This window comes from Herminiimonas contaminans, from assembly GCF_015645465.1.
In the GTDB taxonomy this organism is placed as follows: Bacteria; Pseudomonadota; Gammaproteobacteria; order Burkholderiales; family Burkholderiaceae_D; genus Oxalicibacterium; species Oxalicibacterium contaminans.
In genome coordinates this window covers 51,135-63,386 of the sequence record NZ_JADOEL010000005.1, presented here as the reverse complement: position 1 = coordinate 63,386, position 12,252 = coordinate 51,135, and the positions used below count along the sequence as shown (strand labels likewise).

At 53.5% G+C, this 12,252-nt stretch carries 22 protein-coding genes and 1 tRNA gene; 3 read left to right on the top strand and 20 right to left on the bottom strand.

What is annotated here, in order from left to right:
- The first annotated feature begins 18 nt into the window (after nt 1-18).
- The 3 genes from rnhA (at nt 19) to IXC47_RS08430 (ending at nt 1,323) form a co-directional block, all read left to right on the top strand.
- On the top strand, nt 19-453 hold the full coding sequence (gene rnhA / locus IXC47_RS08440) for a ribonuclease HI (protein ID WP_124575257.1): 435 nt from the start codon (nt 19-21) through the stop codon (nt 451-453).
- Nucleotides 454-493: 40 nt separating this feature from the next.
- Nucleotides 494-1,213, top strand: coding sequence for a DNA polymerase III subunit epsilon (dnaQ, locus tag IXC47_RS08435; RefSeq protein WP_175626487.1), 720 nt, complete (start codon nt 494-496; stop codon nt 1,211-1,213).
- 35 nt (nt 1,214-1,248) lie between these two features.
- A tRNA-Val gene (locus IXC47_RS08430) sits at nt 1,249-1,323 on the top strand.
- Nucleotides 1,324-1,396: 73 nt separating this feature from the next.
- Here the strand turns inward: IXC47_RS08430 and IXC47_RS08425 are convergent.
- The 20 genes from IXC47_RS08425 to IXC47_RS08335 form a co-directional block, all read right to left on the bottom strand.
- Nucleotides 1,397-2,554 carry an Arm DNA-binding domain-containing protein gene (locus IXC47_RS08425; RefSeq protein ID WP_195875293.1) on the bottom strand — a complete coding sequence of 386 codons (1,158 nt, stop codon included), beginning with the start codon at nt 2,552-2,554 and terminating at the stop codon, nt 1,397-1,399.
- A complete protein-coding gene (xisR, locus tag IXC47_RS08420; protein ID WP_195875292.1) occupies nt 2,533-2,727 on the bottom strand; it encodes an excisionase family protein in 195 nt (64 codons plus the stop codon). Before xisR ends, IXC47_RS08425 begins: the two co-directional genes overlap by 22 nt.
- On the bottom strand, nt 2,724-3,026 hold the full coding sequence (locus IXC47_RS08415) for an ead/Ea22-like family protein (RefSeq protein WP_195875291.1): 303 nt from the start codon (nt 3,024-3,026) through the stop codon (nt 2,724-2,726). The genes xisR and IXC47_RS08415 overlap by 4 nt, the downstream gene beginning before the upstream one ends.
- A gap of 3 nt (nt 3,027-3,029) precedes the next feature.
- Nucleotides 3,030-3,293, bottom strand: a complete 264-nt coding sequence (locus tag IXC47_RS08410; protein WP_195875290.1) for a hypothetical protein — start codon at nt 3,291-3,293, stop codon at nt 3,030-3,032.
- The gene (locus IXC47_RS08405; RefSeq protein ID WP_195875289.1) at nt 3,290-3,676 is read right to left on the bottom strand and encodes a hypothetical protein; all 387 of its coding nucleotides are present in this window, start codon (nt 3,674-3,676) and stop codon (nt 3,290-3,292) included. The genes IXC47_RS08410 and IXC47_RS08405 overlap by 4 nt, the downstream gene beginning before the upstream one ends.
- Complete coding sequence (locus tag IXC47_RS08400; protein ID WP_195875288.1) at nt 3,673-4,023, bottom strand: tudor domain-containing protein; 351 nt, start codon at nt 4,021-4,023, stop codon at nt 3,673-3,675. The genes IXC47_RS08405 and IXC47_RS08400 overlap by 4 nt, the downstream gene beginning before the upstream one ends.
- Nucleotides 4,020-5,036: a hypothetical protein gene (locus tag IXC47_RS19355; protein ID WP_230089462.1), complete on the bottom strand. Its 1,017-nt coding sequence runs from the start codon at nt 5,034-5,036 to the stop codon at nt 4,020-4,022. Before IXC47_RS19355 ends, IXC47_RS08400 begins: the two co-directional genes overlap by 4 nt.
- Nucleotides 5,037-5,043: 7 nt before the next feature.
- Nucleotides 5,044-5,721 (bottom strand): hypothetical protein, encoded by a 678-nt coding sequence (locus IXC47_RS08390; protein ID WP_195875287.1) that lies wholly within the window; start codon nt 5,719-5,721, stop codon nt 5,044-5,046.
- Between the two features lie 87 nt (nt 5,722-5,808).
- Nucleotides 5,809-6,063 (bottom strand): hypothetical protein, encoded by a 255-nt coding sequence (locus tag IXC47_RS08385; protein ID WP_195875286.1) that lies wholly within the window; start codon nt 6,061-6,063, stop codon nt 5,809-5,811.
- 7 nt (nt 6,064-6,070) lie between these two features.
- The gene (locus tag IXC47_RS08380; protein ID WP_195875285.1) at nt 6,071-7,162 is read right to left on the bottom strand and encodes a coiled-coil domain-containing protein; all 1,092 of its coding nucleotides are present in this window, start codon (nt 7,160-7,162) and stop codon (nt 6,071-6,073) included.
- Complete coding sequence (locus IXC47_RS08375; RefSeq protein ID WP_195875284.1) at nt 7,159-7,794, bottom strand: lambda exonuclease family protein; 636 nt, start codon at nt 7,792-7,794, stop codon at nt 7,159-7,161. The genes IXC47_RS08380 and IXC47_RS08375 overlap by 4 nt, the downstream gene beginning before the upstream one ends.
- A gap of 3 nt (nt 7,795-7,797) precedes the next feature.
- Entirely contained in the window at nt 7,798-8,658 is an 861-nt protein-coding gene (locus IXC47_RS08370) for a hypothetical protein (protein WP_230089461.1), read from the bottom strand.
- Nucleotides 8,655-8,885, bottom strand: coding sequence for a hypothetical protein (locus tag IXC47_RS08365; RefSeq protein WP_195875283.1), 231 nt, complete (start codon nt 8,883-8,885; stop codon nt 8,655-8,657). The genes IXC47_RS08370 and IXC47_RS08365 overlap by 4 nt, the downstream gene beginning before the upstream one ends.
- Nucleotides 8,886-9,146: 261 nt before the next feature.
- Nucleotides 9,147-9,830 (bottom strand): pentapeptide repeat-containing protein, encoded by a 684-nt coding sequence (locus tag IXC47_RS08360; protein WP_195875282.1) that lies wholly within the window; start codon nt 9,828-9,830, stop codon nt 9,147-9,149.
- Nucleotides 9,831-9,856: 26 nt separating this feature from the next.
- The gene (locus IXC47_RS08355; RefSeq protein ID WP_195875281.1) at nt 9,857-10,180 is read right to left on the bottom strand and encodes a hypothetical protein; all 324 of its coding nucleotides are present in this window, start codon (nt 10,178-10,180) and stop codon (nt 9,857-9,859) included.
- The gene (locus IXC47_RS19475) at nt 10,177-10,302 is read right to left on the bottom strand and encodes a hypothetical protein (protein ID WP_268247231.1); all 126 of its coding nucleotides are present in this window, start codon (nt 10,300-10,302) and stop codon (nt 10,177-10,179) included. Before IXC47_RS19475 ends, IXC47_RS08355 begins: the two co-directional genes overlap by 4 nt.
- 10 nt (nt 10,303-10,312) lie before the next feature.
- Nucleotides 10,313-10,492, bottom strand: a complete 180-nt coding sequence (locus IXC47_RS08350; RefSeq protein WP_195875280.1) for a hypothetical protein — start codon at nt 10,490-10,492, stop codon at nt 10,313-10,315.
- Between the two features lie 164 nt (nt 10,493-10,656).
- Nucleotides 10,657-11,139 (bottom strand): hypothetical protein, encoded by a 483-nt coding sequence (locus IXC47_RS08345; RefSeq protein ID WP_195875279.1) that lies wholly within the window; start codon nt 11,137-11,139, stop codon nt 10,657-10,659.
- A 238-nt stretch (nt 11,140-11,377) separates the two neighbouring features.
- Nucleotides 11,378-11,800 (bottom strand): type II toxin-antitoxin system PemK/MazF family toxin, encoded by a 423-nt coding sequence (locus IXC47_RS08340; RefSeq protein WP_195875278.1) that lies wholly within the window; start codon nt 11,798-11,800, stop codon nt 11,378-11,380.
- A gap of 2 nt (nt 11,801-11,802) precedes the next feature.
- Complete coding sequence (locus IXC47_RS08335; RefSeq protein WP_230089459.1) at nt 11,803-12,243, bottom strand: thermonuclease family protein; 441 nt, start codon at nt 12,241-12,243, stop codon at nt 11,803-11,805.
- Nucleotides 12,244-12,252: the final 9 nt, after the last annotated feature.

The window sequence follows — 12,252 nt, the reverse complement described above, 5'->3', positions numbered from 1 at the left end:
GAGAGAAAAGAAAGTAGCATGGACAAGATAGATATATATAGCGATGGCGCATGCAAGGGCAATCCTGGCCGTGGCGGCTGGGGCGCATTGCTGGTAATGGGCGAGCATGAGAAAGAAATATTCGGCGGCGAACTCAACACCACCAACAACCGTATGGAACTGAAAGCAGTGATCGAGGCGCTCAACTTGTTGACGCGTCCGTGCGAAGTGGTGGTGCATACCGATAGCCAGTACGTACAAAAAGGCATTAGCGAATGGATACACGGCTGGAAAGCGCGCGGCTGGAAAACCGCGTCCAAGGAACCGGTCAAGAATGTAGACCTGTGGCAGGAGCTGGATGCAGCGCAGGCGCGTCATAAAATCGAATGGCGCTGGGTGCGCGGACATAACGGCCATGCCGGTAATGAACGCGCCGATGCGCTGGCCAATCGCGGCGTTGAAGTCGCTGCCTGAGTGCAGCAATTATTTTTATACTTTTGAATACTGATTAAGCATGCGACAAATTGTTCTCGATACCGAAACGACAGGGCTGAACCCACGCTCGGGTGATCGCATCATTGAAATCGGTTGCGTTGAGCTGGTAAACCGACGACTGACCGGAAATAACTTTCATCACTACATCAATCCGGAGCGCGACTCGGAAGAGGGCGCGCTGGCAGTGCACGGATTGACCACAGAATTCCTTAGCGACAAACCGAAGTTTGCGGAAATCGCCGACGAGTTCCGCGACTACATCGCCGGTGCGGACGTCATCATCCACAACGCACCGTTCGATATCGGCTTCCTCGATGCCGAGTTGAAGCGTGTTAACACGCCGACTTTCAAGGAGCATGTAGGCGAAGTCATCGATACGCTGGTGCAGGCCAAGGAAATGCACCCGGGCAAACGTAACTCGCTGGATGCACTGTGCGATCGTTACGGCATCTCGAATGCACACCGCGCATTGCACGGCGCGTTGCTCGATGCGGAATTGCTGGCAGAAGTCTATCTGGCGATGACACGTGGTCAGAACAGCCTCAGCATGGATTTGGGTGGCGGTGACGTCGATAGTGATGGTGTGGTGCTGGAAGCGGTAGCGATAGCACCGGTGCAGTTGCAACTGGCCAGCGAGGAAGAGCTCGCCGCACACGCAGTGCTGGTAGAAGGTCTGGACAAGCAAGTGAAAGGGCAATCCATCTGGCGCAAGCTGGAGTCGGAGTCTCCGGAATCCTGAGCAACTGCTGTTTTATGAGATAATTTGCCGACTCCGGGAGGTTAGCTCAGGGGTAGAGCGATCGCCTCACACGCGATAGGTCACAAGTTCGAAACTTGTACTTCCCACCAAAGTTTCTCCTATGAGAATTCGATATTCTCATCTTTTCAGGGATAGTTCAGGGATAGTTGCATTGCAAGACTGCTAACTTTTAGCTGAATTCACTACTCCTATTTGCGCCTCGATCTTGTCCATCTCGCGGTCATCATCTTGATCCGCAATCCAGTCTGCATAATCCCGATAGAACACTTCAAGGCTATGGCCTAGCTGAGCCGCCATGTAGGCCGGTCTAGCGCCTGACATTAAGCCTATGGTCGCATAGGTCGCCCGCGTGTTGTATGGCTTCCTGTAGCGTATTCCTAGGAACTTTAGTGTCGGCTTCCAGTTTGGTTCGCTTAGGTTCTGCTCTTTCGCCCACGGCTTATTCGTAGCAGGGTTATGGAATACACGGCCTGAATCGCTTAAAAACGTCCATGCCTTTTGACGCTTCAATGCCTCAAACGCTCGATTAGTCAGCTTTACCGTTCGCTCGCTCGATGTCTTTGTTTCCTGCATCTTGCCTCTAACAAACGACTGCTTGACGACGACGACGCGCTTATTCATGTCGATGTTCGCCCATTCCAGCCCTAGGCCTTCTCCGGTACGCAATCCACTGAAAAACATAAACTCGTAGAAGTTGGCAACCTGCTCATGGCGCTTTTCGTGCAGGCTGGCAATGATTCGATTCGCCTCTACGATGCTGAAAGGGTCAGGCTTTTTGCGCTGCCATTGCGCGCTTTCAATCGTGATGCATGGATTCTTCGGGATAAGTCCATCGGCAACAGCCAGGTTAAACACGGCGCGCAGCATGTAGAGCATGTTGTTGCGAGTCCGGTTGCTGCTCCATGTGCCGGTCTTTAGTGCGGCAGTAATGTCTGAATGCGTAATGCGCTCGATACGCTTTTTGCCGATAGCCGGTTTCCAGAAGTTTTCCTTCATGCGGCGATACTCGGAGAGCGTCGAATCCTTTAATTCTAGCTGCGCAAACCATTTGTCCATGAATTCGCCAACGGTTCCGGCTTGATTAGCCTTGGCGCGTGGCGAGTTTGGGAAATAATCGGCATACGAGAATAGGCCATTGCTGACCTTATCGCGCACCTCAGCGGCGATTCTTATGGCGTGCTTGATGTTCGGCGGGGTAGGCGCAAGCGGCTCGTTATTAAAGCAGAGCGTTTCCCTGCGCTGCTTTCCTTCAAATGAAAAGACGATCCGAATGCTGGTTTCCCGAACATCAACGCCGCTTACTGATTTCCCATTGCCCATTCGTTATATGCCGGTAAGTTCATTACAATGTGACCGTCTGGAGCCTTGCGGTAATGGACGCCTTCTATCCATTTACCTTTGTGAATCTTTGTCTCCACGGCGCGCTTAGTGTAGCCGGTCAACTGGCAGAAGACCGGAATCAGCACCCATTCGACGTTTATCCTGGCGTTCATTTATCCTCCTTGGCCTTGCCGATTTCAGCTACATCCTTCCGCAGCCTAGCTATCTCCGCTTCTTGTTGTTCGATGTGGTCGAGCAATGACAGGATGGCGGATGGATTGCACGACTCGACGTATGCTGCATTTGCGCGCACCTCTGCATTCAACTCATGATGCATTCGACCAAGCTTAAATATCGCCTGCATACCACTGCGCACTCGGAATGTTATTTGCGATCCACTTTCGTAGAATTTCCATTCATCCGAGTTAGTAGCAGCCTCAGCCAATCTACGCAGTTCTTTAACACCAATCATTGTTTATCCTGACTTTTTCATTATTGAAAACTTAAGAGTCGTAATGTCATACCCGCGAGCTTCTAATTCTTTAACCAGATTCGTCCCCGACTCGGGTAATGCAACATGGTAGAAGAAGTGAAACAATACGTGTGAATCACGCTTTGTTGCTCCGCCAGCGCCCCAGCAGATCATTAAATCAGGATCGTCGTGGCGCTCCTTGCCGTAGGCGATCTTCAATTCACCCGGCTTGGCTACTGGTGCGCGCCATCTCTTACGAGTGCTCACTTATCCACCTCTTGCGCTGGTTGGTCGGGTTGCGTCTCGAACATATCGATCGTGTTTTCATCTGGCAACGGTGGGATCGGCGTGCCGACTGCAACGAATGCCGTGCAACATGGCTGGCCGTCTTTGCCGTATTGCCATTCTTTCGGATAGTCTTTGTCGCCTACGCTATAGGCCATCGTCATCAGCACGATCTGGCAGGTTTCGGATTCGTCGCACAAATCCCAATCCTTTTCACCGTTCAGATGCTTGTCACGTGCGCATTGCTCACACCACACTGATCTAAAAATGTCGCCCTCGGTGCCGTTGCTTGGCTGATATGGTTCGCCTGCGCTGTCCTTGCACATGTCCGCAAAGTCAGCTGGATAAATTCCTTGTGCGTTCATGACTGGCTCCCCGCATCACTAGCCTGCAATTCGCTTACAACTTCGCCGCTGTCCACGTAGTACCAATCGGCATCGGTCAAATTGTTGATCAGCATGTTCTCGAATGCGCCTGATGGCATCTGTGTGCGTACGCGCTTTGTTTTGGCGGACGGCCCGCGCCACGTAGGCTCGACACCAGCCAGCTTTGCTGCCGCTAGATTGTGGTGCCCATCCAGTAGCACGCGGTAGGCTTTGCCGCGCAGTTCGACATCCATGGTGCGTACAACGAACACTTGGAACCTGCTTGCCTTGCGCTCGACAATGGCATGATCGAGATGACGCTGGCTGCTAATAAGCGGTGCGCTCATTGATCACCACCTTTCTGCTCACTAGCCTGCACTGGCGATTGTTGTGATTGCAGGGCGTATAGCGGCGTCCATGCAAGGCGTCCATGTGGCTTTTCGCTTGGCGGATGCTCCGGCTCACATACTCGATCAGCCCACGGTACAGCCAGCAAATATAAATCGCGTGTGAATGAACCGTGCATTGTGATCGCATAGCCTTCAGACCAAGCCAGTACGCGCGCCATCGTGAATATGCGCGCATAGTCTGGGTCAACGATTCCGTATGGCAATCCCGCCTGCATCGCCACTGCTGGTGCTGTCTGTGCGATGGATTCTAGCGGTAGGACATCGACTTCCGTATGCTGCGCGGCGTACTCGCTATCTTCAAATGAGCAAATCTGTTGCAGCGGCTTACTTGAATCATGGTGAGCGTATTTAGCTACCAAACCGCAACCGTGCGTTTCCAGAACAATCCACTTTTCATCGCTGCCGATGTAGCTGAAGGTAGTCCCGAGCGGCAACGTATGGAAATAACGTCGCGGAGCTGGCAACTCACCAGATTGCACTGCTGGTGCGGGGAATGGCTGCGGGGTGGCGTACTTAAGCATCGCGTCAATGGCTGCATCTGCAAGCTCTGCAACACGCTCTCCATCCTCAGAGACAAGAAGAAAATCATCCCGCCTCATCGTTCCATAGCTCCATGCTGACCAGACACGCATGCAATCGTATGCATCGCCCAAAACGTCAGCTATAGCATCACGGACAGCTTCAATCTGCGCGTCACTAACTTGCGCAGCCTGTGGCGCTGGCTGGGTGGATGCGAGAGCGGCTTGCCATGCATCCCAAGAATTTTGCACGCTCATATGCTTGTATCTGCCGTAAATCTCACATGTCGCAAGATAATCGCTATTCCCGCCAATTGAGCGAATCCATCGCTCAAACTTAGCGCGCTCATCCGCACCTGATTGATCTGCTATTGCCTGCATCTGCTCAGGCGATACGTATACGCGCTCGCCGTCTTGGTGGTTGTTGGTCATGCCGCCCTCAAATATCTGCAAGAGTTTCAGCCGGCCCCGGTACAGGGAACCAATTCGGCAATGCTTCAAAGCTGTCACGCATCTTCATGATCCCGCCGAAACATTCCAGATCGCCCAGCCCACCAAGAACGAACGTCAATGGGCTATCGTTATCGCGCGTGAAGAAGCGGATCGATTCGCCGAATGTCTTGCCGATTGAAAGGGCGTCGTTAAGGTAGGAGGGATTGACCGCGCCAGATATTCCTTCGCGATAGCCGATGGTGCTGGCAACGCGTTCGATGCGTGGATACGAACCTTCGATAATTGAATTGCCAGGCTGAATAAACAAGGGCTGTGCAACATCGCCGGAAATCATTGCATTGCCGTTCGATAAAATATCGAGCGTGTGCTTAGCGTTGGCCGAGTGTTTCAGCGCGTCTTTGCTTAGGCCGACAACAACTTCCTTCTCGGCATACCCGTTTGGATCGCGCACGACAATGTAGCGATGCCCGTTTGTGGCGACGATCATCACGGAGCCGTCATCCAGCGGACGAATGTTTATACCGTTGAGATAGAAGCGTATGTCGTTTTGCGCTGCGAACGGATAAACCAGCTTCACTGCGACAGCGCTGATGCGGACAATCATGTGCGTGTTTTCTTCGGCTTCGGGCAAGCCTTCAATTACTGCCTGGTCGGGTGCGTTCATTTCATTTTCCTTGTCAACATTCACATTAAATAAGTCCCGGCTTTATCCCGCTATCGCAAGATGTACGGACCCGGGCGCCCTCGGAAATCAAAACGGCGGTTTATCGTCCATGCCGCGAGATGCGGGCTTTGACGCTGGTGCCGGTGCTGCGTCGGACTTTGCCTCTTTGGGCTCAATCGACAGGCTGATGAATTCACCTTTAGCGCCGGTTTTCATCCAGGCAGATAGCCAGAACTCTTTCCCGCCCACATTGATGCTGCCCTTGTAGTCAGGGTGCTTGTCGCCTTGCTTGCGGTCATTGATAAACATGGCGCCGCGATTTGTGTTGTCGTATTCAGCCATGTGGTTCTCAGTAGTTAATGGTTACGGATGGGATCTGATTCTTCGCGATCATTGTGATGACCAGCTTTGCGTCGTCTTCGGTGATGCCGCCGGCTACCAGCGCCGCAACGGCCGCACGATTGATCTTGCCCAGATGTGCTTTGTTGGCTTCACGTTTAGCCTGGGCGTCTGCCTCTGCTTTGGCAGCGGCGGCCACGCGCTCTTGCTCGGCTCTCACCGCACGTTGTTTGTCTGCTTCTGCGCGTTCAATTGCCGCCAAACGGTCGCGCTCAGCGGACTGCTCGGCCTCGACACGGCGACGTTCGGCGTTCTCGGCGGCGAGTTTTAATTCAAGTTCGCGGCGGGCAGCGGCTTCCTGCTCACGCTGCGCCTTGTCGCGCTCATCCTGAATGGCGCGTTCTGCTGCTGCTTTTTCTTCTGCCGCCTTGGCTTCAGCGCGTGCAATTGCTGCTTGTTCGGCTTCGCGTCGGATCGCTTCTTCGCGATCTTTCAGCGCACGCGCTTCGGATTCGGCGCGCAGCTTGGCCAGTTCGGCGGCTTCCGCTTCGCGCTTCGCTCCTTCATAGATAAGCCGTTCCAGCGTCGCAACAACAGCATCCTTTGCCTTGGCCGCCTCCAGCTCGAACTCAGCAAATGACTCGTTCACGATTATTTCCTTAGCGAGAAGCAATCGGTCGCGCAGTTGTGCGGTAGTGGCCACGTTGCAATCATCATCCAGCGTTGATGCCAGGGCGTGGATCATGCTGATGCGGCTTTTCAATGCCTCAACGCGATCTGTTTCAAGTTGCTCGATCCGGTCAATCTCAGCCTGGTGAACGGCAATCATGGCTTCAATGCGCGCAGAAATATCCTTGGCTTCGCTATCAACAGCGCGGCCTTTAATAAGGAATTCTTCCTTTTGCTCTTTACGGACACGCTCCAGCGCACCCTTGGTCAGGCGCAGCGTATTGATATGGCTACGGGCTTCCTTGTTGCCTTTTTTGTCGGCGTAATTGAAAACCAATTTCGCATTGTTTTCTTCGAGTTCGGCAAGCTGGGCATAAAAAGGGCTATATGCAGCGATTGCGGACGTTGGAGCGTCCAAGAGTTCGGTTGTCATGCTGCTTCCTTCATGCGGAAAATGGTTTCGTTTTTATCGACTACGCGAGAAAAGGCCAAAAGCTGCTCCACCATGTCATCGATAAATTCTTCGTTTCGCTCGACGCGCTTTGTGAATAACTGCTTCCCCACGCTTTCAAGCTGCGGCGCGTACATCACGAAGTCGCAATATTTGCGGCCGGTGATCCACAATCCACCTTGAATCTGGTGCATGTAGGCGGACAAGTCCTGATCGCGCCACATTTCCAGCACGCCTATGGCGGATGCGAGGCACTTAATCTCAATCAGGCCGTCGCCGTTCAATTCGCCGTCTGTGCTGTAGCCGAATAGGCGGTCATCAGTGAGAACGACGCCGGACTCGCTGGCCAGATTGCCGGTGCGCGATTCGTATTCCATGCGCGCCTTTGGCTCCAATTCCGTACCGCGTCGCATCTGCCACGAGTTGAATACTTCGTCGCAGGGCAGGCCGCTGATGCGCTCCAGCGCAACCTGTGCGGCATAGAGCTCTGACTTGGCGGTTGGCTTGCCATTGGCGGTGGTTTCTACGGCATCACGGAATTTGCTGGCGGTAATCACGCCACAACGGGCCTTGTGCCATTCCTCAGTGCCTTGCTCGCAATTTATGAAAATCATGGGTTACTCCGGTGTATAGGTTGCGTCGAAATCGGCCATTGCTTTGGGCTCGGGCTTTTTGAAATCAGTACCGCGCGCGGCGACTGCGGCCTTGAACTCGTCGTACGCAGTCATATCGCCGGTCGGCTTGATTTCTGCCAGCCCGTCAGTCCAGACCTTTTGCAGCGCGTCGGCATCCGGCGCGGCTCTGGCTGCATTCACCCATTTGGAGCGCAGGGCAGGGTCGCTAACCGGCGCGCCGGTCGATTCATGTGCCCGCAACTCTTCCGGCAGGTCTTCAATGTCCTGAGTGAAAATGTCGGATGCTGCAGTGACGTTGAGCGTCATCGCGATCATGGCGCGTTTGCAGGCCATCTTCAGGATGGTGTTCGCCAGGTCAGCGGCTTCTGTGCGAATCTGTGTTTTCTTATCGATGCCACCCTGGCGACCTTTGGCGAACTTGATGCGGCGCATTGTTTCCGGAGTCAGATCGAACTCTTCAGCACAAAGCGCGCCGCGCCACTTATATTTTTCTTCGGCGGATGAACATTCGCCGGCACCTTCGCCAAGCGCCATGCCGGTAGGTTGATGGCGACCAACGCAAATCACACGGAATCTAGCGACAAGTGCATCGCTCAAATCCTCTATGCGGTACTCCTGCGCAATACGGAACGTCACACACAATTGCTCTGCGCCCGGCTTGTACAGCGTCGGCTTCGGTGTGCCTGGGATAGTCCCGTAGTGGGTATCCTTTTGCATGACCGCCTTCATTACTTGCTGCACCAGGTTCACGCGATCGCGAATCTCGGAAACAGAAAAGCGGTTCACTTCATTTGCAACCAGGCCGGCGCTTTCTCGGCGAGGCATTTCAATAACGTCATTCATTTGATTTCCCCCAAAGCCAACATCTCATTGGCCTGCTTGTTTAAGTTGTGCCATTGCTCTGCGCGCTGGCGGTTGATGGCTTCGCTCTTCGCTGCTGCCATGATTTCGGCGGTATATGCCGCGTTTTCCTGCTCTGCCTGCATGTCGGACGTGCCGACAAGTCCGTAAGCAATAAGCAAGCCGACAATGGCGCTTGCAATCAGAATGCGTTCAATGATCTTGTTCATCGGATCTCCATTTATTTTTGGTGCCGCTACATTTCCCGACCGGCGGCCCCGGTAGCAGGGCTTTGAACATGTCCCCCATGTGCCTGTGAGCGTTCAGGCTCGCTTGTTGGCTGTCGGGCTACCTTCGTCTTTACAGATGAACCTGCATCTGTCGGCTAAGCCTGTGCAGGTATTCCGGGATCGGGTACTAGCCGTCCAACTACGGTCATGCAACAGCTAAATCTCTGGCACTGGCCTTATCGTCGCCAGTGCGGGTAGGTGTTACTCGACCTCGGCAAGACGCTTCATGTCTTCGAGCGCTTCGTCGTTGTCGCAATAAAAGTTGGGTACTTTTTCGAGCGTCGGATCACTTGCCAAGTAGATCAATGCAGCAGCAGCAGGCGTACCCATTGCATATTCGAGGGCTGCGCCTCCGGCACCGGCCAGCGCAATAACCCATCCGGCGCGGCAATGAGTTGTACCGCATGGGTGATGCCATTGGCCCATGTCGAGCGCGCAAGGTTGTGACGCGGCTTCGTACACGGCTTTGTGTATGTCAGAAATTTTGACCGGACACTCGCGCAGGTCGGCATCGCGCAGGTTGGCACCGCGCAGGTCGGCATCGCGCAGGTCGGCATCGCGCAGGTTGGCACCGCTCAGGTCGGCATCGCTCAGGTCGGCACCGCGCAGGTTGGCACCGCTCAGGTCGGCACCGCTCAGGTCGGCACCGCGCAGGTTGGCACCGCTCAGGTCGGCATCGCGCAGGTCGGCACCGCTCAGGTCGGCACCGCGCAGGTCGGCATCGCTCAGGTCGGCACCGCGCAGGTTGGCACCGCGCAGGTCGGCATCGCTCAGGTCGGCATCGTCTGCTAGCGCAGCCTTTACCGTTGCAAGCATGGTGTTGCTTTCGATGTCGTGCTCGAAAATCACTCGGCCTGACCAGCGTTGAATAATTTGAAGTTTCACTTGTTCTCTCCTGTGTTTAATAGTTATTAGTGCGCTTGCAATTCAACTTCACGGTCGTGCTTTTCAGTCGCCAGTTGATCTATGATTTCTTCCCGGCTAATCGCGGCGACATACTCGAACCAGTAGTCGTATGCAATCAGCTTCATTGCCGCTGCCGCTGCGACATGCTCACCATTCATCAGCAACGCATGAGCCTTGTTCAATTGCTCGTAAGTTGCTTCGTTGATGGCTTCCCAAAAATTGCTACGTTCGAGCGGTGCATATTTAAGGTCGGTATTGAGAACATGTTTTGCATGCTCACGAAGGCGCGCATCTTCTTGCTCGGTCAGGCCTTCAAATGTGATATTCATGCGATCACCGCAAAGAGAAAGAGGCACGCGAGGATGCCGAGGATCATTGCTTCGGCCAGGGCGATTGCGCGGCGCTCCGAGATCAGCGGCGCTTTAGTTGGGATGCGGTTGTGTCCGGTCATTTCGTTCTCCTTAAGCAGCGAAAGGAAGGAATTCGACAGGCTCACGATCAGCCACAAGGTTTGCAGCTACCTGGCTAAACCAGTGAGTGCCGCGCTCGGCTTTGCTGTAGCGACGACCAGTAAAACGATTCACCAGGCCGACGATCATTCCTGCGACGTGTTGAACATTTGATTTATTAAGCTTGGTCATTTCGTTCTCCTGCTGTTTGCTTGTTCGATGAACTAAGAATAATCCCGATAATGGGATATGTCAACCCAAAAACGGGATAAAAAGTAAAATAAATCCCATGCTCGAATAAACGGGCGTAAAAAAACCCGCAAATGCGGGCTTATTTAGGGGAATTTATGAAGGAATTACGGGACAAACTCGACCGCGCACGGGCCTCGATACCCGGTAGGCTGACTGGACGGGCAGGATGGGCAGGCAAAGTAGTAGTCGCCGGTTTTTCCATCGGGCTTTTGGTTGAGGAGCGACTTGCGCCCATCTTGGTAACAGTTTGTACAAATGTAATGAGGCGGCTCGCCGTTGCTATGCGATTCTTGAAGCGCGTAGGTGATAATTCCAGGTTGTGGGGAGTGCAGCTTGTAGCGCACTTTCTCGTTATCCCATGTTTTCATGCGCACGATCTCCTCTTTGAGATCGCGTACTTTCTCAATAAGCGCCGATTGCGCCGCGTTGGCCTCTAGTAGCGAGTATTGAGCATCGAGGAGGGCCGATTGAATGCCGGCAACCTTGGTAGCCACTTCCGACGTATTTCTGATGTCGAGCAGCGTTTTTGCAATGTCTCCTGCCGCCTTGAGACTGCCAAGCGCCCCGCCGATAAGTGCAATATCCATTTCTCTCCCTCTTATAGTTGATTTGCATATCGTAACATTGAGGAAAGTAAAAAAACCGCCGAAGCGGTTGGGGAGGAGGGGGGGGTGAATAGTGGGGGGGCATAAAAGCAAAGGGCCGTCATTTCTGACGACCCTGGTATAGACACCATACTGGATTGCAATCTCCGATGTATAGCGGCCTCCGAGGAGGACTTGAGCCGCGATGCTTACGCAGAGCGCGAGACAGGACTACTGTAATCTATTCTAAGTGTTGCGTCAAACGCGACAGTCCCATACCAACCAAAACGCATTTTTGAACTCGCATAAGTTCGTCTTGGCTGAGCACTCGGACATCGTAGTCGCGCTTGCCATTTGTTTTCCCTGGTGTCGGCAGAAAAAGACGTGAAAGTGCCATTGTGTACACCATATCGCCCTTAACCCACTGAAGAGGGGAGTTGTACGGCTCTGGTAAAGGCGGATCCATGATCAGCGTGCAGTGATAATCCTTTTTTAAATTCGGAGCAGTGGTACTCAATGGGACTACACAACATAGTTGGGGGCGGATTCTGATAAAAGGAGAGAGAACGATCGCCAATCTACGTTTAGTCATTTCTGGCTCGTTAAGCCCTGAGAAGTCGCAAATAACGATTGTTCCCTGTTGCGGATGTATCTGAATTGCCATAGTTATTTTAGTTTTGAATTCATCGGAGTTTTAGCCTTCCGCCACTCCCAAGGCGGCACAGGAGCAACGTCAGCCCATAAACCACGCTTGGCCTGCTCCGCTTCATTCTGGGCGGCTGGCAAGCTACGATCTTTGTTGTATTTCAAATATACCCAGGCCATGCCGGCGGTGACTTGCGCCTTGTTGACCTGTGCGCCATCGCAATAGACGAGCGCTACGACGCGCTTATACCGGTCAATACTCTGCGTCATATATTCCGCATTCTTACCCCAACACATAGCAGACAGTGATTCCTTAGACCGTTGTCCGAAAGGCTGCTTCTTTTCCGGTGCGTCGATATTGGCAAGCCGGATCTTGAGCGGCTTTTGATCGACCAGTAAGGTGAGGGTGTCGCCGTCAGCTATGCCGATGACCCGGTGGGCACTAACTTGTATCGGCAACATCAAAAGCGC